17 protein-coding genes are annotated in these 18,668 nt (G+C 68.7%); 6 read left to right on the top strand and 11 right to left on the bottom strand.

Going from position 1 to position 18,668, the window contains the following annotated elements; genetic code table 11:
* The first annotated feature begins 13 nt into the window (after positions 1–13).
* From FFS08_RS05600 to FFS08_RS05590, 3 genes are all read left to right on the top strand, one after another.
* On the top strand, positions 14–607 hold the full coding sequence (locus tag FFS08_RS05600; RefSeq protein ID WP_137863717.1) for a YdeI/OmpD-associated family protein: 594 nt from the start codon (positions 14–16) through the stop codon (positions 605–607).
* Between the two features lie 99 nt (positions 608–706).
* A complete protein-coding gene (locus FFS08_RS05595; protein WP_137863716.1) occupies positions 707–1,120 on the top strand; it encodes an ExbD/TolR family protein in 414 nt (137 codons plus the stop codon).
* A 61-nt stretch (positions 1,121–1,181) separates the two neighbouring features.
* Positions 1,182–1,592: an MliC family protein gene (locus FFS08_RS05590; protein WP_137863715.1), complete on the top strand. Its 411-nt coding sequence runs from the start codon at positions 1,182–1,184 to the stop codon at positions 1,590–1,592.
* A gap of 55 nt (positions 1,593–1,647) precedes the next feature.
* On the opposite strand, the gene FFS08_RS05585 is transcribed toward FFS08_RS05590, so the two are convergent.
* On the bottom strand, positions 1,648–1,851 hold the full coding sequence (locus FFS08_RS05585) for a hypothetical protein (protein ID WP_137863714.1): 204 nt from the start codon (positions 1,849–1,851) through the stop codon (positions 1,648–1,650).
* Positions 1,852–1,916: 65 nt separating this feature from the next.
* Here FFS08_RS05585 and FFS08_RS05580 point away from each other — a divergent pair, with 65 nt between their 5' ends.
* Positions 1,917–2,309 (top strand): acyl-CoA thioesterase, encoded by a 393-nt coding sequence (locus FFS08_RS05580; RefSeq protein WP_137863713.1) that lies wholly within the window; start codon positions 1,917–1,919, stop codon positions 2,307–2,309.
* A 36-nt stretch (positions 2,310–2,345) separates the two neighbouring features.
* Here FFS08_RS05580 and ppc read toward each other — a convergent pair whose 3' ends face one another.
* Positions 2,346–5,018 (bottom strand): phosphoenolpyruvate carboxylase, encoded by a 2,673-nt coding sequence (gene ppc, locus FFS08_RS05575; RefSeq protein WP_137863712.1) that lies wholly within the window; start codon positions 5,016–5,018, stop codon positions 2,346–2,348.
* Between the two features lie 79 nt (positions 5,019–5,097).
* The gene (locus FFS08_RS05570) at positions 5,098–6,108 is read right to left on the bottom strand and encodes a L,D-transpeptidase (protein ID WP_249341175.1); all 1,011 of its coding nucleotides are present in this window, start codon (positions 6,106–6,108) and stop codon (positions 5,098–5,100) included.
* Positions 6,109–6,206: 98 nt separating this feature from the next.
* Between FFS08_RS05570 and FFS08_RS05565 the strand changes: the two genes are divergently transcribed.
* Positions 6,207–7,055 (top strand): oxygenase MpaB family protein, encoded by an 849-nt coding sequence (locus tag FFS08_RS05565; protein ID WP_137863711.1) that lies wholly within the window; start codon positions 6,207–6,209, stop codon positions 7,053–7,055.
* Here the strand turns inward: FFS08_RS05565 and FFS08_RS05560 are convergent.
* From FFS08_RS05560 to FFS08_RS05530, 7 genes are all read right to left on the bottom strand, one after another.
* A complete protein-coding gene (locus tag FFS08_RS05560) occupies positions 7,052–7,450 on the bottom strand; it encodes a septal ring lytic transglycosylase RlpA family protein (RefSeq protein ID WP_137863710.1) in 399 nt (132 codons plus the stop codon). The genes FFS08_RS05565 and FFS08_RS05560 overlap by 4 nt on opposite strands.
* A 184-nt stretch (positions 7,451–7,634) precedes the next feature.
* Complete coding sequence (locus FFS08_RS05555; protein ID WP_137863709.1) at positions 7,635–8,423, bottom strand: DUF4198 domain-containing protein; 789 nt, start codon at positions 8,421–8,423, stop codon at positions 7,635–7,637.
* Between the two features lie 88 nt (positions 8,424–8,511).
* A complete protein-coding gene (locus FFS08_RS05550) occupies positions 8,512–9,618 on the bottom strand; it encodes an ABC transporter permease (protein WP_137863708.1) in 1,107 nt (368 codons plus the stop codon).
* Positions 9,615–10,781, bottom strand: a complete 1,167-nt coding sequence (locus FFS08_RS05545) for an ABC transporter permease (RefSeq protein WP_137863707.1) — start codon at positions 10,779–10,781, stop codon at positions 9,615–9,617. Before FFS08_RS05545 ends, FFS08_RS05550 begins: the two co-directional genes overlap by 4 nt.
* A gap of 5 nt (positions 10,782–10,786) precedes the next feature.
* Entirely contained in the window at positions 10,787–11,821 is a 1,035-nt protein-coding gene (locus FFS08_RS05540) for an HlyD family secretion protein (protein WP_137863706.1), read from the bottom strand.
* On the bottom strand, positions 11,818–13,119 hold the full coding sequence (locus FFS08_RS05535; protein WP_249341174.1) for a TolC family protein: 1,302 nt from the start codon (positions 13,117–13,119) through the stop codon (positions 11,818–11,820). Before FFS08_RS05535 ends, FFS08_RS05540 begins: the two co-directional genes overlap by 4 nt.
* 204 nt (positions 13,120–13,323) lie before the next feature.
* Entirely contained in the window at positions 13,324–15,336 is a 2,013-nt protein-coding gene (locus tag FFS08_RS05530; RefSeq protein WP_137863704.1) for a hypothetical protein, read from the bottom strand.
* A 619-nt stretch (positions 15,337–15,955) separates the two neighbouring features.
* On the opposite strand from FFS08_RS05530, the gene FFS08_RS05525 reads away from it, so the two are divergent.
* On the top strand, positions 15,956–17,749 hold the full coding sequence (locus FFS08_RS05525) for an ABC transporter ATP-binding protein (protein ID WP_137863703.1): 1,794 nt from the start codon (positions 15,956–15,958) through the stop codon (positions 17,747–17,749).
* A 123-nt stretch (positions 17,750–17,872) separates the two neighbouring features.
* Here the strand turns inward: FFS08_RS05525 and FFS08_RS05520 are convergent, their stop codons facing one another.
* Positions 17,873–18,463: a hypothetical protein gene (locus FFS08_RS05520; protein WP_137863702.1), complete on the bottom strand. Its 591-nt coding sequence runs from the start codon at positions 18,461–18,463 to the stop codon at positions 17,873–17,875.
* Positions 18,464–18,668 lie beyond the last annotated feature (205 nt).

Below are 18,668 nucleotides of genomic sequence, written 5' to 3'. Positions count from 1 at the left end.
AACATGCGGCCCCATGGCCAGCGATCCCCGGATAGACGCCTATATCGAAAGCCGTGCCGCGTTCGCGCGGCCGATCCTGTCATGGATTCGCGCGCGGTTCCACGCCGCGGTGCCGGAAGTGGAGGAGACGATCAAATGGTCGCATCCCTTCTTCACGCTCGGCGGCAAACCCTTTGCCAACATGGCCGCGTTCAAGGCGCATGCGAGCTTCGGCTTCTGGAACCGGCAGGATAATGAAACCGGCAAGGAAGGCGAGGCGATGGGCCAGTTCGGCCGGATCGAGTCGCTTGCCGATCTGCCCGAGGCCGCGGAAGTCGAGCGCCTGATCCGCGAGGCGGCGGCGGCGGCGATGGCGGAGGCGAAGCCCGCCCGGCCGCGCGCCGCGCCCAAGGGCGAAGCGGAAGTGCCGCCCGAACTGGCCGAGGCGCTGGCCCGCGACGAGGCGGCCGCGGCGGCCTTCAACGCCTTCCCGCCCAGCTGCCGCCGTGAATATTGCGAGTGGATCGCCGAAGCGAAGCGGGCGGAAACCAAGGCCAAGCGAGCGGCCGAGGCAGTCGCCTGGATGCGCGAGGGAAAGCGGCGGAACTGGAAATACGAGAATTGCTGAAGGCGCTCCCCGCTTCTCCCTGAAGCGGAGCGGCGGCATCCATATTGCCAATGTCCCCCGGCTATGTGATGTTACATCATCATAAAGAGGAGAGGTGCCATGATCCGTGCCGTCCGTGCTCGCCGCATTCCGGATACCGCCCCGATCGGTGCGATCAACATCACGCCGCTGATCGACGTGATGCTGGTGCTCCTCGTCGTGATCATCATCGCCATTCCGATCGCCTCGCACAAGCTGCCGGTCGATCTGCCTGCCGGACGGGGGACGCCCGATCCGCTGCCGCCCGCGGTGCTGGCGATCGACCGCCAGGGCGCACTCCATTGGAACGGCGCCGCGCTGCCCGACGCGGCGCTGCCCGAGCGGCTGGCGGCGCTCCGCCAGTCGGGGGCGAGCCTGCATCTGCAGACCGATCCCGAGGCGCGCTACGAACGGTTCGACGGGATTCTCGCCACGGTGAAGCGGGCCGGGATCACGAAGCTCGGCTTTGTCGGCAATCGGCCGCTCGAAGACTGATACTGGCGGAACGGGCGCGTCGGGCTATTCGTTACGCCCACGGACGAACGAGGAATTCCCGATGCGCCTGCCCCTGATCGCCCTGCTCGCGCTCGGCGCCTGCTCCAGCCAACCGCCCGTCGCCGACACCAATGTCGCGCAGACGGAAGTGACCAACATCACCGACGACGCCTCGCCCGCCCCGGTCGACAAGGCACCGGTCGCGGGCGAGACGGCGAAGTCTGTCGCGACCGGCGCCGGGCCGGCCGTCCGCTTCCGCTGCATGGACGGCGTGGGCATTGTCGCGCGTTTCGATCCGGACAAGGGCACCGTCGACGTCACGCGCGCCGGCCGGGTGCACACGCTCGAGCAGCAGCGCATGGCATCGGGCATCCGTTATTCGGACGGGCAGACGACCTTCCAGGGCAAGGGCGACGACATGTCGTTCGAAGCGCCGGGCCAGCCGCCGATTGCCTGCACGGCGATCCACTGAGCTCTCGCGTGCCACATTGCCGGAGATGGTATCGCGATCCGCTTCGGCGCGTGGTCTAGCCGCCGGCGAAATTGGCCAGCACCGCCAGGTCGCTGTTGCTGATGTTCGTGCCGGTGGCGTCCTCGATCACGGCGGCGGCCTGGTGGCTTTCCTTGTCACCGAAGCCGATGAAGGTGACGGCGGTGAAGATTACCCCCGCGGCCCAGAGCAGGGCGGCCCAGCGGCTGCGGAAGATCCGGGAGGGGTGGCGCGGGATCATCGCGCCGGAATATCCGCAAGCGATGAAGGCTGCGCTTCCGAAACTGGTTAAGCTAGAAGGGCGGCATGGCTTCCTATAGCGCGACCATCACCGCCGGCCCCGGGGACATTGACGAGCTCGGCCATGTCAACAATGCGGTCTGGGTGAAGTGGATCCAGGACGTGGCGGTGGCGCACTGGCATGCGGTTGCCGCGCCCGAACACGCGCAAGCCTATATCTGGGTCGTGACCCGGCACGAGATCGATTATCGCGGCAATGTGGTCGAGGGCGAGACGGTGACGGCGCTCACCTGGGTTCCCGAGCCGCCGCGCGGGGCCCGCTTCGACCGGTACATGAAGTTCACCGGCGCGGACGGAAAGGTGCGAGTCGAGGCGAAGACGACCTGGGCGATCCTCGACCGGGCTTCGGGCAGGCTGATCCGCGTGCCGACGGACGTGGCGGCGCCGTTTCTCTCTTGATTCCTCCCCCAGCTTGTCTGGGGGAGGAATCAAGCATTATCCGCTGTTGCGCAGCGCGGTTGCGATCGCGTTGATCGAGAGCAGGATGCCCTCGCCGATCCGGGGGTCGTCCTCGCCGGCACGGTGGCGCTTGAGCAGCTCGATCTGGAGCAGGTTGAGCGGCTCGATATAGGGAAGGCGGAGTCGGATCGACGTCTCCAGGCCGGCATGTTTCTCCAGCAGCCGCGTCTGGCGCGTCGCCTGGAGCAGGCCGTCATGCGTCTTTTGCCACCCCTCGCGGATCCGGCCGAAGATCGCGTCGCGCAGGCCTTCGTCCTCGACCAGCGCAGCATAGTGCGCGGCGATCTCCATGTCGGACTTGGCCAGCACCTGCTCCATGTTCGCCAGCGTCGAGGCGAAGAGCGGCCAGGCCGTCGCCATCTCGCGTAGCAGGCCCTTGTCCTCGAACGCTTCCATCGCCTGGCCGACGCCGTACCAGCCCGGCAGCATGATCCGTGCCTGCGCCCAGCTGAACACCCAGGGAATGGCGCGCAGGTCCTCGATCGCGTCCGACTGTTTGCGGCTCGCCGGGCGGGAGCCGATCTTCAGGCCGGCAATCTCGGCGATCGGCGTCGCCTGGCGGAAGAAGCTGCGGAAGCCCTGGGTCTCGTAGACCAGCCCGCGATAGGCCTTGAACGCGCTGTCCGAGAGCTGGTCCATCGCCGCGGCGAAGCGTGTCGCATCGGACTTGCCCAGCTTCTCGGGCTCGAGGCTGGCGAGCAGCGTGGCCGAGGCCATCGCTTCCAGATTGGTGCGCGCGCTTTCGCGGGTGCCGTATTTCGCGGCGATGATCTCGCCCTGCTCGGTCACGCGGATACGGCCCTGCACCGTGCCCTTGGGCTGGGCGAGGATCGCCGCGAAGCTCGATCCGCCGCCGCGCCCCACCGCGCCGCCGCGGCCATGGAACAGCTGCATGCCCAGGCCCGCTTTCTCGAACACCGGCTTCAGCGCCGTCGATCCGCGCGAGAGCTGCCAGGTCGAAGTGAGATAGCCGCCGTCCTTGTTCGAATCGGAATAGCCGATCATCACTTCCTGATGCCCGCGCCGCGCCGCGATCGCGGAGACTTCGGGCAGGCCCAGCCAGGCATCCATGATCGCCGGCGCCCCTTCGAGATCGCTGATCGTCTCGAACAGCGGGATCGCCATGATGTGCGCCTGCGGCTCGTCCCCGGGAAGGTAGAGCCCGGCTTCCTTGAGCAGGATGTGGACCTCGAGCAGGTCGGACACCGACTGGGCCATCGACACGATATAGTGCGTGATGCACTGGCGGCCGTAATGTGCATGGGCCCGGGCCGCGGCGTGGACGATGGCGAGTTCGGACGCCGTCTCCTCCGAATATTCGGCATAGGGGCTGGTCAGCGGCCGCGCATTCGCCAGCTCCTTGCGGAGCAGCGCGACGCGCTCGTCCTCGGGCAGCGAGGCATAATCCTCGGCGACGCCGCCTGCCTTGAGCAGCTCGGCGATCACGCGCTCATGCACCGCGCTGTTCTGGCGCATGTCGAGTGTGGCGAGGTGGAAGCCGAAGGTCTCGACCGCGCGGATCAGCCGGCCGAGCGCGCCGCCGGTGGCGAGCGGCCCTTCGCCCTCGTCGGCCAGCGCATGGGCGATCGTCACCAGTTCCTCGCGGAACTCGCCCGGATTGGCATAGGGCTCGGCGGCAATCGCGGCAGGGCGCGGCGGGGCTTTGCCGGTGAGCTTCTGGTGGGTGGCGGCGAGCCTGGCATAGATGCCGGTGATCGCGCGGCGATAGGGCTCGTCGGCGCGGCTCCTGGCTTCGTCATGGCTGGCCTCGGCGAGCTTGAGCAGCGCCTCGCTCACCTGGACATGCTCGGTCGAGATGGAAAGCTCGGCGCCCAGCGCATGGACCGCGTCGAGATAATAGCCGAGCACCGCCTCGGCGGCGCGGGCGAGCGCGAATTGCAGCGAATCGGCAGTCACGAACGGATTGCCGTCGCGATCGCCGCCGATCCAGCTGCCGGGGCGCAGGAAGGATGGTGCGCGGCCGCCCAGCGCCCGGTCCCAGCGGGCATAGAGCGCGGGGAGGACGGGCAGGAAGATGTCGCGTAGATAGGAGAGCGCCGTCTCCACTTCGTCGGCGACGCCCAGCTTCTCGCGGCGCAGCACCCGGGTCTGCCAGAGCAGCGCGATCTGGCGCAGGATCGCTTCCTCGACCTTGTCGCCATCCTCGGTCTCGGCCACCCCGCGGTCGCGCAGCAGCATCAGCTCGGCGATCCGGTTCTTGTGGTCGATCATCGACTTGCGGCGCACTTCGGTGGGGTGCGCGGTGAGCACCGGGACGACGAGCGCGTGATCGAGCAGCGCCATCACCGCGTCGCGGCCGATGCCCTCGCCCGCCAGCCGCTCGAGCGCCGAGGCGATGTCGGCATCCTTCTCGGCCTCCACGCCCTGGCGATCCTCGGCCAGGTTGGCGAGCATCGAGAAAAGCATGAAGCCGCGCGTGAAATCGAGCGTCTCGTCCAGCGTCAGCCGGTCGAGCCCGCGGTCCACCGCCCCGGCGCCGGCAACGCCGCGCGCGCGATCGACCGAGGTGGAGCGGATATATTCGATGCGCTTGAACAGTTCCTCGCCGCCATAGGCACGGATCACGTTGCCGAGGAGCCGACCGAGGAAGCGAACATCCTCGTTGTTTGCGATCGCGAGGCTAGCCATGGGGCGCGTTGCTGCACTGCGAAATGTTACGAGGTCAATGCGAAAGCGCTTGGGGGCGCGTTTAGTTTCGCTTTCCGGTTCAGCGGGTGGTGACCTGGTCGTCTTCCAGCCATCCGGCCACGCCGGGATCATTCTCGATCAGCGCGTCCGGCACCGCGGATGCGGGGGCGAGGTCGCTGTCGAGCCCGAGCGAATCGGGAATCACCACCAGGGTGGTGCCGGGCCCCACCACGCCGGCGAGCGCGCGGCGAAAGGGGTCACTGCCCTGGAAACGTCCGGCATCGGGGACGGGGAGGCTGGCGACGGCACGGCCCTCGCCAGGCAGCGCCAGCCGCTTCCACCGATAGTCGCCCGCGACTACGTCCTGCAGCACATAGGCCTGGACCCGGTCGATCACGCCGTCGAACGCCACCGGCGCCGAGCCGATCTCGACGCCGCCGCGCAGCACCACCATCCGCCGGTCCGCGCCGCTCACCACGATCGAGACCGGGCCGGCGCGCGAAAGCTCGGGCCGCCACACGGCCGGGCCGGCGGAGAGCGCGGGTGACGCCGGATTGGCGCCGATGCGCAGCGCCGGGGCCTGGTTGGTGACGATCACGGTCATGCCGAGATCGGTCTGCTCGAACAGCAGCCGGGCGAATTCGTGCGGCAGGCGGATGCAGCCGTGCGAGGCGGGATAACCCGGCAGGTTCCCGGCATGGAGTGCGATCCCGTACCAGGTGAGGCGCTGCATGAACGGCATCGGTGCGTTCGAATATTTGCTCGAGCGGTGCCATCTCGCCTTTTGCAGGATGGTGAAGACACCGGTGGGCGTGCGATGGCCGGGCTTGCCGGTCGATATGGTGGAAACTGCGATCGGCACGCCGTTGCGATAGGCAACCACGCGCTGGGTGGCGATGTTGACCACCACCAGCATCGGGCCGGCCGGCGCGATCTCGGGCACCCAGATATATTGGCCGGGCCGGAGCCGCTCGACCGACGCCATCACGGTGCCGTCGTCGATCGGCTGCATCTGGGCGGCGCCCGCCGTGGCGAGCAGGCCGGTGGCGATGGCGAGGGACAAGGCCTTGATTCGCTTCGATCGGAGCAAGAATCACCCCATGCGATGACGTCATGCCATCGTATCAGCGCGGCGCCCCGGCGGAAATGGGTGGTTGCGGGAAAGCCGCCAGCCCCTAGCTTGGGCCCATGAGTCCCGCCGATGGCATCGCGAACAGGCTGCGCGGCGCGCTGATCGGCCAGGTGCGCGCGGTGTTCAACGATCAGGCGCGGGGCGAGAAGCCGGTCCGGCGCAGGCCAGAGGAGAGCCTGTTCGGCCCCCGATCGGTGGTGTGGCGCGTGCATGGCGACGTCACCACGATGATGGTGGGCGGGGTGACGGCGCTGCTGCTCCAGATGCTGCATCCGGCGGTGCTGGCGGGGGTGTGGGACCATTCCAGCTTCCGCGGCGACATGCTGGGGCGGCTGCGGCGCACCGCGCGGTTCATCGCGGTGACCACCTATGGCTCGGCGGAAGAGGCCGAAGCGGCGATCGACAAGGTGCGCGAGGTACACACGCGCGTGAAGGGCATGCTGCCCGACGGCACGCCCTATGCCGCCGACGATCCGCGCCTGCTCGCCTGGGTGCACGTGACCGAGGCGGTGAGCTTTCTCGACGCCTGGATCCGCTATGCCGAGCCGGGCATGAGCCTGGCCGACCAGGACCGCTATTTCGCCGATTTCGCCCGCATCGCCGCGGCGCTGGGCACCGATCCAATCCCGCGCAGCCGGGCCGAGGCGAATGCGCTGATCGCCGCGATGCGGCCCGAACTGGCCGTCGACGCGCGCACCCGCGAAGTCGCGCGCATGGTACTCGACCAGCCTGCGCCGAGCATGGCGGTGAAGCCTTTCCAGGCACTCACCTTCGGCGCGGCGGTGGACCTGCTGCCCGGCTGGGCGCGGGCGATGCACGGGCTTTCCGGCGCCGGGCTGGCGACGCCGGCGCTGCGCATGGGCACGCGGGGCATCGCCGGCACGCTGCGCTGGGCATTCCGTTAATCCTGGCCGGCGTCGGCCTCTTCTTCTTCCGCCAGGGCGAGCGAAACGGTGCCCCGGCCCCGGCGGACAAGGCCGATCTCGCTTGCGGCCGCGCGGGAAATGTCGATCAGCCGGCTCTTGTCCCAGGGGCCGCGGTCGTTGATCCGCACGACCACGCTGCGCCCGCTTGCGGCGTCGGTGACGCGTACGCGCGTGCCGAACGGCAGGCTTCGGTGCGCGGCGGTGAAGTCGCTGGGGTCATAGGTTTCGCCGCTCGCGGTGCGCCTGCCGGCGAAACGGTCGGCATAATAGCTGGCCTCGCCCGTGGCGATCGCGGCGGCGGGCGCCAGGCCAGGGGCGTTCGCATGGGAGAGCGCGCAGGGCGAAAGCAGCAACGCCGCAACGGCAAATGCCATCCCCCGCTCAGACCTTGCCCCCATTGAACCCCCCTCGTGTCGCCCCGGGGGCGGGCCTGCCGCCGATCGCTGAACAAATCCACACCGGCGGGCCGATACTGCGCCATATGGTGGTTGGGCGGCGACGAGCCGTGCCGCCGCTGCGCCGTCCCATTCCGGCGGTCATCGACGGAGCGGATGCGACTCAGGCCGCGTCGAAGGCCAGCGTGTAGGTGTAGCTGCGATAGGGCGTCTCCGATCCGGCCGGCGCCTCGGTGCGGTGGCGAACCAGGATCAGATAGATGCCGGCGTCGCCGGGGCGCAGCGTGAAATTGCCCTGCGCGTCCGATCGCGCCTGCGCGGCGATCTTCCTGCCGTCGTAATTGCCCGCGGCGCGGAACAGCGTGACTTCGGCATCGGCAAGCGGTTTGCCGTCGAACAGCAGCCGGAACTTCGCGTCGCTGCCCGCGGCGATCTCCGCCGGATGGGTGAGCGGCTGGATCTCCAGCGCGGTGCCGATCGGCCGCAGCGCCGCGGTGCTGGCCGCGCCGCGCGTCACATAGGCTTCGGCAAGCGTCGTGCTCTGCACGTCGACTGGGTGCGCACCGGCGGGCGGCGCGCCCTCCTCGCCGGCGATGATCCACTTGCCGCCGGCCTGGTACATCTTGCCCTTGCGGCCGAGCCGCTGGCCGGTGGTGAGGCGATAGGTGCCCTCGGCCGAGAGATCCGCCTCGAAGATGGTAAGATCGCGCAGATAGGTCGGCTTGCCGACCTCGCCGCGCGTGCCGTCGGGCCGGATGAAATGGAACGGCGCGTCCTTCATGCCGATCTCCGGCACGAACGCATCCTCGCCGAACGACGAAGTGACGGTGACGTGATCGCCCCTGCCCACGTCGAACAATGTGGGGAGCAGATAGGGCATGTGCGCCTGGGCCGCGGTGCCGAGCACCAGCGCGCCGAGCGCTCCCAGCAGGATGCGTGTGACGAAGCGCATGGCGGTCCCCTTCGAAGATTGCCGCGTCGCGCTAGAGTTTTTGCGATTAACTTTCAATAGCAGATATCGGCGCGAGGTTGCTCTTGCCTCACGCTGTCTCGCGGATCCGGTAGCGCCAGACGGCGATCCCCCCATAGACAAGCGTCAGCAGCGCGAGATTGGCGAGCTCGGCCGCTTGCTCGCCCAGCGTCGCGCCCATCTGGTTGATGCCCACCATCAGGCGGATGCCCGGCGTCGTCGGCAGCAGGCGCGCGAGGAGGGCCAGCCAGCCGGGTGTCGCCTCGGTCGGCCATGACAGGCCGGACAGGAAGAAGATGGGGACGGAGGTCACGATCCAGAGCTGGATCGGCCGCTCGCGCGTGCGAAAGAAGCTGCCGAGCGCCAGCGCCCCCGCCACCGTCGCCGCCACGAAGAGTGCGGCGGAAACGAGCAGCGCGGCCGGTTCCGCCTGCGCGCGCGGATAGTCCTGGAACCAGAAGACGAAGCCGGTGAACCAGGCGATGTTGGCGCAGCCGATGACGAAGAAGGCGAGTGCGATGCCGAGCAGGCTGCGCACCGCGAGGCCCTGTTTCCCCTGTTGCTCGCGTATCGTCGCGGCAAGCATGGCGAGGCCGATGAGCAGGGTCTGCTGGATGATCAGAAAGGCGACGCCGGGGAAGATCGTGCTGCCATAGCCTTCGCGCGTGTTGAACAGCGGGCGCTGGATCATCGCGAGCGGTGGCGGGGCGGGCGCGCCCTGCGCCATCGCCTGGTCGAGCGCGGCGTCGCGCCCCGCCGCGCCCAGCGCCGCGCCGACCCCGGCGAGCGCAGTCGAGGTGCGCAGGAGATAGGCGCCGTTGCCATAGAGCGAGACCATGCCCTGGCCGCCGGCAAGGATGCGCCGCTCGAAGCCTTCGGGGATCACCGCGATGGCGCTCACGCGCCCCTCCCGGAGCTGGCGCAGTGCGGCGGCGGGCGAGGCCGGGCGCGAGACCAGCTCCGCCTGCTGCACCGCGCCGATGCGGTTCGTCAGCGCGCGGCTGGTGCCGCTATGGTCCATGTCGACCACCGCCACCGGCATCCGTACCGGCACTTCGCCCGAATAGGCGGAAGGATAGAAGAAGGCGTAGAGGATGCAGGATCCGATCAGCAGCATCAGTGCCGAGCTGTCGGCGAAGATCGCACGGAAGGTGGCGAGGAAGGCGCGGCCGATCATCTCCGGCCCCAGCTTTCCGGCCGCCGCGCCGCCGCCAGATAGCGCGGCAGCCCGATGCCGCCGCCGACCAGCAGGAAGGCGAGCATCGCCAGTATCTGCCATAGCGATTGGCCGGCCGGCGCCCCCATGATCCATTGCTCGGCCAGCAGCCTGGCAAAGGCCGAATAGGGCAGCAGCGCGCTCCACAGCCGCGCGAAGCCCGATGCGGATTCGATCGGGAAGATCGCGCCGGCAAAGGCGAAGGACGCGCCGGCATAGAGCCCGGCGACCGACAGCGCCTTGCCCATCGTCAGCGTCAGCCCGACGACCAGCAGGGTCACGCCGACATAGGCGAGGTACATGGCGACATAGCCGGCGAGCAGCATCGCCACGCTCCCCGCGACCGGCCAGCCGCGCAGTCCGGCGGCATAGCCGATCGCCAGCAGCCCCCAGCCGGTGAAGATCGCGAGATAGGGAGCGAGCTTCCCCGCCACGGCGGCGGCGGCGCGCAGGCGGGGCTCCTCGCCGATCCAGTCGCCGATCGTCCCGTCGCGCAGTTCGCGGCCGAGCGCGCCCGCCACCGCGACCATGAAGATCAGGTGGAGCAGCGCGGGATGGATCAGCGCGACCAGCTGCAGCTCGTAGCTGCCCTGCGGATTGAAGAGCACGGTGCTCTGCACCGCGATCGGCGGACGGCGGACCTTGCCGGGCCCGAGCACGGCGGCCGCCTGGGTGGCGGCGAGCGTCGCCGCATAGCTCTGCACGACTGAGCCCACTTCGCGCAGCGCCGCGCCCGATGCCGTCGAATAGCTGGCATTGTAGAAAGTGGTGATGCTGGCGGTGGTGCCGCGCAGCACCGCGCGCTCGCTGTCCGCCGGGATGAGCACCACGGCATAGGCGCGGTTCGATCGCACCAGCCGCTCCGCTTCGCGCATGTCCCCCGGCCGCGCCGCGACACGCAGGCCCGGCGCCGCCTCCAGCCGCCGCGTCAGCTCGCGCGAGACGGCGCTGTCGTCCTGGTCGACCACTGCGATCGGCAAGCCGCGCATCACGCCGGCGGAGAGCTGGATCGCCACCACTGCCATCAGCAGCAGCGGCACCCACGACACCAGCGCGAGATCCCAGAAACTGGTGGCCAGGAACCGCACCTCCCGCCGCAGCGCGCTGCCGAAGGCGCTCGCCATGCCCGTCAGGCCGGCCAGTCGAACAGCACGGTCATGCCCGGCCGCAGCCCCTCGACGGGCGCGACCGGCACCACCCGTACTTCGAAGCTCTTGATGTCGAACCCGGTCGATTGCCGGGTAGCGCGCCAGGTCGCGAAATCGCCGGCCGGAGCGGTGTAGATCACGCGGAAGCGCGCCCGCCGGTTGGCGAGGGCGGGAATCGTGCCGCCGATCTCCTTGCCGCGCGCCAGCCCGCGCAGCTGGTCCTCGCGCACGTTGAGCGTCACCCAGGGATGCGCGGTGTCGGTCAGCATGAACACCGGGAAGCCCTGCGGCACCAGCTCGCCGGGCTGGGCCAGCCGCTTGCCGACCTCGCCATCGGCGGGCGCGGTGACGCGCGTTTCGTCGGCCGCCGCCTGCACTTCCGCCACGGCGCCGCGTGCCTGCTGCACCTGGCCGGTCGCTGCCGCCTTGTCCTGCCGCCGCGCGCCCGCGAGCGCGAGATCATATTGCGCCCGCGCCGCCTTGGCCTGTTCGGCGGAGGCCACGGCGTTGGTCCGCGCCTCGTCCGCCTTCTGCCCGGCGATCACGCCCTGCTCGTAGAGCCGCTGCGTGCGCGCGGAGGTGGTCCGGGCCAGCTCGGCCGCCGCCTGTGCCCGGCGCCACTGCGCTTCGGCCGCGCGGATATCCTCCGGCCGGGCGCCCTCGTCCGCCTTGCTCTCGACCGCCTGCGCCGCCGCCAGCGCACCGCCCGCCTGCTCGGACTTGGCGGCGACTTCCGGACTGTCGAGCGTGTAGAGCAATTGCCCGGCCTTGACCGGCTGCCCCTCCTCGACATGGAAGGCGGCGATGCGGGCGGTGACCTTGCTGGTGATGCGCATTTCGCGCGCGTCGACCATGCCCTGGATCTGGTCCGGCGCCGGGCGATAGGCCAGCCACAGGCCGAGCGCGAGCAGCACCGCCACCACCAGCCCCGCGATCAGCGCGACCGGGCGCCGCCGGGCAGGAGCGGGCGACGGGGCGGGGGCGGGGGCTTCGTCCTCGATCACGGTATCGGTCATGGGATCACCTTGTCGGCCCGGGCGAGATAATCGGGCATCCGGGCCATCTGGCCGCTCAGGCTGAGCAGCTGGGCGAGCGCCTGGACATAGTCGTTGGCCGCCTGGGCACGCTGGACGCGGGCGCGACCGAGCCCGAGCTGCGCGTCGATCACGTCGAGCGACGTGACCTGCTGCTCGCGGAAGGAAAGCGTCTGGAGCCGCAGATTCTCCTCGGCCGAGGCAAGCGCGCTGTCGAGCAGCAGGAAGCGCCGGCGCGCGGCCTCCGTCTCGCCCCATGCCTTGGTCACGCCGATCTCGAGCTGGGTGCGGGCCTCGCGCAATCCGGCCTCTGCCTGCGCCACCGTCTCGCGCGCCGCGTCCACCTGCTGCCGGCGGCCCGCGCCCGACATGAGCTTGTACTTCAGGCCGACGCCCACCGACCAGTCGGGGTCGGTGAGCAGCGAGTCGCGCCTGTCGAAATTATACTGGCCGAAGCCGTAGATGGTCGGCCGCAGCTTCGATTGCTGGATCGTCACGCCGGCGCGCGCCTGCTCCTCCAGCGCCTGCAGCCGGGCCAGCTGCGGGTGCGCATAGAGCGCGGCGGCCTTGAAGCTTTCGAGCGGCTCCAGCGGCTGCGAATGAACGCCGAGCGGGCTCAGCGGATGCACGCCGGCCGGCGCGCGGAGCATGCCGGCGAGCGCGGCATTGGCGGTGGCGAGGTCGGATATCGCCTTTTCATATTCGCGCGCCGCATCGTCGCGCGCCACTTCCGCCTGGAGGCGCTGCGCGCGGCTGATGAAGCGCGCCTGTTCGAGCTTCGCCGCATCGGCGACATGACGGTTGAGCCCGTCGAGCACGTCGCGGCGGATGCCCAGCGCCCGCTCGGCGAGTTGCTGCCCGTAATAGGCCTGCACCAGCTGGACGAGCGCATTGTCCACCGCGAGGTCGCGATCGGCCTTGGCCTGGGCGACCTGCGCGCGGGCGCCCGCCCGGGTGCCGGAGATCTGGCCGCCGGTGTAGAAGGGCAGGGTGGCGGTGACGATCGGCCGGGTGCTGGTCCGTTCCTGGCGGAACTTCAGCGGATCGCGGATGCCGAAGGATTCCGCCACCGGCGCCAGCGACCCCAGCGGGAGGTAGAGCGTCTTCTGATATTCGAGCAGCTGTGCCTCGACGTCCACGTCCGGCCGGCCGAGCGTGCGGGTGGCGCCTTCCTGCGCTTCCTTGCCGCGCAGATTGGCGGCGGCGGCCTCGATCGCGTCGGAACGCTGGAGCAGCCGGTCCTGCGCGGCGCGATAGTCCAGCGCCATCGGTTCGGACATTTGCGCGAGGGCGGGCGATGCGCAGGAAAGCGTAGATAGCAGCGACAACGCCAGGATGCGCATCGACAGAACTCCCGTCACGCCAGACGCGAATGATCCCGATCATGCCGCCTTTGTAAAGAGCGATCGGTCGCGGATCGGAGGAAATGGCCGGCCGCGCGAAGCGGCGGGAAGGCCAGCCCTCCCGCCGCCGGTCACGCCCCGCTATTGCGCGAAGAACTGCTGCACCACGGTGTAGCTGGCGCGCGGGGTGAGCTGGTCGGCGACACCGCCGGTGAGCCAGCCGTCGGTCGCGATCGCCGGATCGGTGGAGTTCCGGCCAACGGGCAGGACCGAGCAGAGGCCGAACCACTCCTCTTCCCAGCAGGTGTAGAATTGCGCGTTCGCCGGGCCCCAGGGGGCTATGGGGGCATCGCGGAAATCATGGACGCCGGCCGCCGTCTGGATCGTCGTCGCATCGGTCACCGACGGGTCCATCCATTTGTACCATTCGTCGGAGAATTCGAAGACCTGCACGCCCTGGAGGAGCTGGTTGGCGGAAGCGACCGAGTCGTTGCCCACCTGGAAGCCGGCCGCCGCCTGGAGATAGGCGTAGAGCGCGACCGCGGGGCCCGCCGCCGCCGGCGGATGTTTCGCGGTCCGCAGGTCGTCGAGCAGCGGTCCGTAGATCGTCGCGTCCAGCTGCACCCAGCTGGGCGGGGGCGGGGTGGGGTTGCCGGGAACCTGGGGCACGCCCTGGAAGAGCCAATAGTCGCCTGTGTCGCCTTCATAGACGACCAGCCCGCCGGCATTGTAGCCGGGATTGAGGGTGAAGAAGTTCGGCGACGTCCTGTCCGTGCTGGAAGAGGTGACGACCGCCAGGCTTTCCTGGCCCAGCACCGTGCCCTTGATATAGGGCGAGAGCGTCGCGGTGCCGGTGGTCGAATCCCAGGTCGCCTGCTCTCCATTGGGGTTCGCCACATAGGGATCGTTGCCGCCCAGCGGGCCGAAGCCGACGCCGTCGACCTGAGTGAAGCGCATCGCCTGGGGAATGCCGATCTCGCTCAGCACGACCGGCGCCATCGGCAGGCCGGCAGCCTTGCGCTGGCTCAGATAGGCGATGATCGGCGTGAGCGCGGTGGGCGCCGCATAGAGGTTCCAGCCCCATAGGTCGAGGTCGTAGACATCGGTGGCATAGGCCGGGCGGTTGTTGGCGGCGGTCGTGGTGATGTTGCCGTTGCTGTCGACATAGAGCGATTCGGTTGCCGGCGCGGGATCGGCCGGGTTCGGCGTCGAGACATATTGGCTCAGCTGGGTCTGCAGCGTCGCGATGTCGTCCTGCATCGCGGCAATCGTGAGCTTGTCCGGCGCGCCCTGTTTCAGCGCCGCGCCCACTGCGTTCAGAAAGTCCCAATATTCGCGATACGCATAGGTGCCGCTCGTGCCGGGCTGGTTGGTCTCGTTGGTGACGTAGAAGCCGGCCAGGGCGGGGTGATGGCCGTAGCTCTGGCCGAGCCAGGTCGCGGCATCGAGATAATATTGCTGGACCTGGGTATATTGATAGCCCGACGCGGGCGCCGGGTTCACCGAGTAGAAGGCCGTCGCCGACACGCCGACCGACAGGAAGACGTAGATCGGATCGACTCCGCCGTTCCAGCACATGTCGAGAAAGACGTCGTGGCAATAATGATACCAATAGGGCGGCGCCTGCTTGTCGCTCGCCCCCTCGGGCATGTAGGTCGGATATTCCTGGCCGTTGGCCGGGACGTAGCGGATCGGGCCGAGTGCGGTCCAGTCGATCGCGGCGTTGCCGGCCGAGGGCACCACCGGCGTGACGTTGCCCGGGGCCGACAGCGTGAAGGGCGGCATGTTGAAGCTGCCATAGACGCCGATATTGTTGGCGCCGAGCTTGCGGATCAGGCCGTTCGGCCCGACGTCGCGGTTCCAGATCGGCTGGTACATGATCATGGTGGTGGCATCGGTGCCGGGGTTCTGCATGCCGATGTAATAGAAGTCGCCCATCGGCGATCCGGCGGCGCCGCCGTTGATGTCGAGCGGCGTCGGCTGATAGCGGACGCCCTTGAAGACGAAGGGCTGGGGCGTTCCCGCGACGCCGGATGCGACCTGCGCGACCATCACCTGGCCGTTCGAGATGCTCCATGCCGTATCGGCATCCGGATAGAGGCCGGAATAGCCGATGGGCTGCTGGGGCGGCAGGGTGGGTGGAGGCGTGGCCATGATCTTCCTCTCGCTGTCGCCGGCCGCCGGTGACGGGCGCCGGTTCGAATGGGCAAGCGGAAAGACGCGCGAGATTCATGGGGGGAGGACCTGCCCCGCATGTGGAATCGGCCCCCGCCGCTCGCCGGCAGCTTAGGTGCGCGCGGCGCGGATGCGAAACGGAGTTGGCAGCGAAATGGTGGCTTATGGCGGGCCGGGCGGTGACGACGGGCCCGGGTCCTCCAAGCTTCCCGGGGCCGGAAAATGGCACTGGCTCGGCGCCATGATCGCAATTCGTCCTCAGTTCGGCGGTTCGGACTCTATCCCGCGCGAGGCCGAAAGCGGCCCTTCGTTCATGGGGAGCACATCGGCAGGATTGCAGGCGCCACCGGGCTCCGATGCATGGCCACTCCCAATCAACGCCTTGTCAGCCCTGATATATCGCCTTACATGGCGTCCGTTCCAACGCGAAAAAGGGAGGGCGTAGATGACGGATACCACACCACGCCTTCCCGGTGCCTTCCGCACCATCGGGCGCTTCCACCACTAGGTCCTGAAGCCCCCCTGATCCGGGCTTTCCACCCGCATCACCCCTGATCGACATCGCATTGGAGACGGCGCCCCGGCGCCGGTTCACGACATGACACACGACCTCGACCGCACGGATTCGATCCGCCGCGTCCTGCGCTTCACTTTCCGCCACTGGGCACGGCAGCGGGCGCGCGCTGCCTATATCGCCTTCTTCATCATCGCGGCGACGGCAACGGAAATCTTCGTCCCGATGTTCGCGGGCCGGTTGATCGATGCGCTCGCCGCCAATCTGCGCAATGAGGCGCTGACGCTGTTCGCGGCGATGGCGGCGCTCGGCCTTGCCATGGTGGTGCTCCGGCACGTCGCATGGGCGGGCATCATCCCCTTCACGCTGCGCATGATGCGCGACGTGACCCAGGACGGCTTCCACCGCGTCCAGCGCTTCTCGACCGACTGGCACGCCAACAGTTTCGCCGGCTCCACGGTCCGCAAGATCACGCGCGGCATGTGGGCCTTCGACACGCTGAACGACGTCCTGCTGCTCCAGCTGCTGCCGTCGCTCGCCGTGCTCGTCGGCACGATGCTCCTGCTGGGGTGGCACTGGCCGGTGCTGGGCGTGGTGATGGCCGTCGGCGCCGTCGCCTATGTGGTGATGACTCTGGTGCTCGCGACGCGCTGGGCCTCGCCCGCCGCAACCTTGTCCAATGCGTGGGACACGAAGCTCGGTGGCCTGCTTTCCGATGCGATCGGTTCGAACGCCGTGGTCAAGGCGTTCGGCGCGGAGGAGCGCGAGGAAGGCCGCGTCGTCGCGCTGCTCGCCAAATGGGCGAAGCGTACGCGGCGCACCTGGCTGCGCTATACTTGGTCGGGCAGCGCGCAGATCGCGGTGCTGTGGGCGATCCGTGCCGCAATCACCGGCACCGCGCTATGGCTATGGTGGCTCGGGGCGGCGACCCCGGGCGACGTCACCTTCGTGCTGGCCAGCTATTTCGTCGTCCACGGCTATCTGTTCGACATCGGCTTCCACATCCATCACCTGCAGCGCTCGGTGAACGAGATGGAGGAATTGGTCGAACTGCACGAGCAGCCGCTGGGGATCGAGGATCGGGCGGATGCCACGCCGATCCGCATCGCCGCGGGCGAGGTCCGCTTCGACGACGTCACCTTCCGCTATGGCGGGCACGATACGCCCCTCTACGAGCATCTCGATCTGCTCATCCGCGGCGGCGAGCGCGTAGGTCTGGTCGGCCATTCGGGATCGGGCAAGACGACGTTCGTCAAGCTGATCCAGCGCCTCTACGACGTGAACAAGGGCCGGGTGACGATCGACGGGCAGGACGTATCGCACGCGACCCAGCAGTCGCTGCGCGCGCAGATCGCGATCGTCCAGCAGGAACCGATCCTGTTCCACCGCAGCCTGGCCGACAACATCGCCTATGCCCGCCCCGGAGCGAGCCAGGCGGAGGTCGAGGCGGCGGCGCGGCTGGCCAATGCGCACGACTTCATCGTCAAGCTGCCGCGCGGCTATGCCACGCCGGTCGGCGAGCGCGGAGTCAAGCTGTCGGGCGGCGAACGCCAGCGTGTGGCGCTCGCGCGCGCCTTTCTGGCGGACGCCCCGATCCTGATCCTCGACGAGGCGACTTCGAGCCTCGATTCCGAGAGCGAGGCGCTGATCCAGCAGGCGATGGATCGGTTGATGAAGGGCCGTACGGCGATCGTCATAGCCCACCGGCTCTCGACGGTGCGCACGCTCGACCGGATCCTGGTGTTCGACCAGGGCCGCATCGTCGAGGATGGCGACCATGCCGCCCTGCTGTCCGATCCGAACGGCCGATACCGCAAGCTGTTCGACCGGCAATCGGGCAACATCGTGGACGAGGAGCCGGCGCTCGCCGATGGGTGAGCGCCGGTTTCCCGGATGGCGGTTCGAGGCGTGCTTGCCGCGGCCCGAGGACAGCGATGGGCCCCAATTTTCGCTGTCCAGGCGCGAGCGCGCTCGACCCGATTTCCTACCTGCCTTCGGCCATTACTCCGAAGCGCGGCCGGCCGGACAGGCATAGGCGACCTTGTACCCCTGTCCCCAGCATCGGGACAGACGATCGAAGACGTTGAGATTGGGAGGCCATGCGACTGTGAGCGGGCGGCCGTCGGGCAGTAGAATCGGCTTGCCGTCCGGGCCCTTGGGATTGGCATCGAAGGTAGCCGGCTGCGGCAGCGCGGAGAGCTTCGCACGGGCCGCATCGAATGCGGCACGATCGCGGCGAAGGAATGCGAGGCTGCCGTCGACATACAGATTCCAGGCCTGGCTGCCGTCCTCCCCCATGGTTCTGCGGCTCTGTTCGAACAGCGCGATCGCCTGGTCGGCCTGGCCTGCCTCGGCACGGAGCTGGCCCTCATGCCAGAAGAGGATCGTAGCTGTCGCCTTGTGCAGGACCCTCCAGTCACGGATCAGATCGGCAGCCTCCGGCGTGCAGCCCGCGGCGGCGAGAGACCGCCAGCCGCCCTCCAGATTCTGGTCGAACGCCCTTTCGTCGAGCGCCAATATGGCGGCGCGATCATAAGCGCAGTCGGCAGGTGAGTGCTGGAAAGCTAGAAGAGCGAAGGTGAGGGCGAACATCCGGTTTCCATGGCTGGTGATTGGCTCGGACATGCTATGAAGTCGCGCAGTGATCGGCAAGTCTGCGCGGATCGTGGGCCGATAGGGTTGGGGTCGACCAAGGGACGGGGCCGGAAGAGCGATTGCCAGCTTCCACGCTGCTGTCACGGATAGCGGTGAGGATCGACTTGAAATTGGCGGTGGCGCCGGTTTCCCCGTTCGGAAG

The organism is Sphingomonas sp. 1F27F7B (genome assembly GCF_005503355.1).
GTDB lineage: Bacteria > Pseudomonadota > Alphaproteobacteria > Sphingomonadales > Sphingomonadaceae > Sphingomonas.
This window is presented reverse-complemented; position numbering and strand designations above follow the sequence as displayed.

Coding starts and splice junctions, on each gene's coding strand:
- FFS08_RS05600 (WP_137863717.1), top strand. CDS start 14: ATGGCCAGCGATCCCCGGATAGACGCCTATATCGAAAGCCGTGCCGCG.
- FFS08_RS05595 (WP_137863716.1), top strand. CDS start 707: ATGATCCGTGCCGTCCGTGCTCGCCGCATTCCGGATACCGCCCCGATC.
- FFS08_RS05590 (WP_137863715.1), top strand. CDS start 1,182: ATGCGCCTGCCCCTGATCGCCCTGCTCGCGCTCGGCGCCTGCTCCAGC.
- FFS08_RS05585 (WP_137863714.1), bottom strand. CDS start 1,851: ATGATCCCGCGCCACCCCTCCCGGATCTTCCGCAGCCGCTGGGCCGCC.
- FFS08_RS05580 (WP_137863713.1), top strand. CDS start 1,917: ATGGCTTCCTATAGCGCGACCATCACCGCCGGCCCCGGGGACATTGAC.
- ppc (WP_137863712.1), bottom strand. CDS start 5,018: ATGGCTAGCCTCGCGATCGCAAACAACGAGGATGTTCGCTTCCTCGGT.
- FFS08_RS05565 (WP_137863711.1), top strand. CDS start 6,207: ATGAGTCCCGCCGATGGCATCGCGAACAGGCTGCGCGGCGCGCTGATC.
- FFS08_RS05560 (WP_137863710.1), bottom strand. CDS start 7,450: ATGGCATTTGCCGTTGCGGCGTTGCTGCTTTCGCCCTGCGCGCTCTCC.
- FFS08_RS05555 (WP_137863709.1), bottom strand. CDS start 8,423: ATGCGCTTCGTCACACGCATCCTGCTGGGAGCGCTCGGCGCGCTGGTG.
- FFS08_RS05550 (WP_137863708.1), bottom strand. CDS start 9,618: ATGATCGGCCGCGCCTTCCTCGCCACCTTCCGTGCGATCTTCGCCGAC.
- FFS08_RS05545 (WP_137863707.1), bottom strand. CDS start 10,781: ATGGCGAGCGCCTTCGGCAGCGCGCTGCGGCGGGAGGTGCGGTTCCTG.
- FFS08_RS05540 (WP_137863706.1), bottom strand. CDS start 11,821: ATGACCGATACCGTGATCGAGGACGAAGCCCCCGCCCCCGCCCCGTCG.
- FFS08_RS05535 (WP_249341174.1), bottom strand. CDS start 13,119: ATGTCCGAACCGATGGCGCTGGACTATCGCGCCGCGCAGGACCGGCTG.
- FFS08_RS05530 (WP_137863704.1), bottom strand. CDS start 15,336: ATGGCCACGCCTCCACCCACCCTGCCGCCCCAGCAGCCCATCGGCTAT.
- FFS08_RS05525 (WP_137863703.1), top strand. CDS start 15,956: ATGACACACGACCTCGACCGCACGGATTCGATCCGCCGCGTCCTGCGC.
- FFS08_RS05520 (WP_137863702.1), bottom strand. CDS start 18,463: ATGTTCGCCCTCACCTTCGCTCTTCTAGCTTTCCAGCACTCACCTGCC.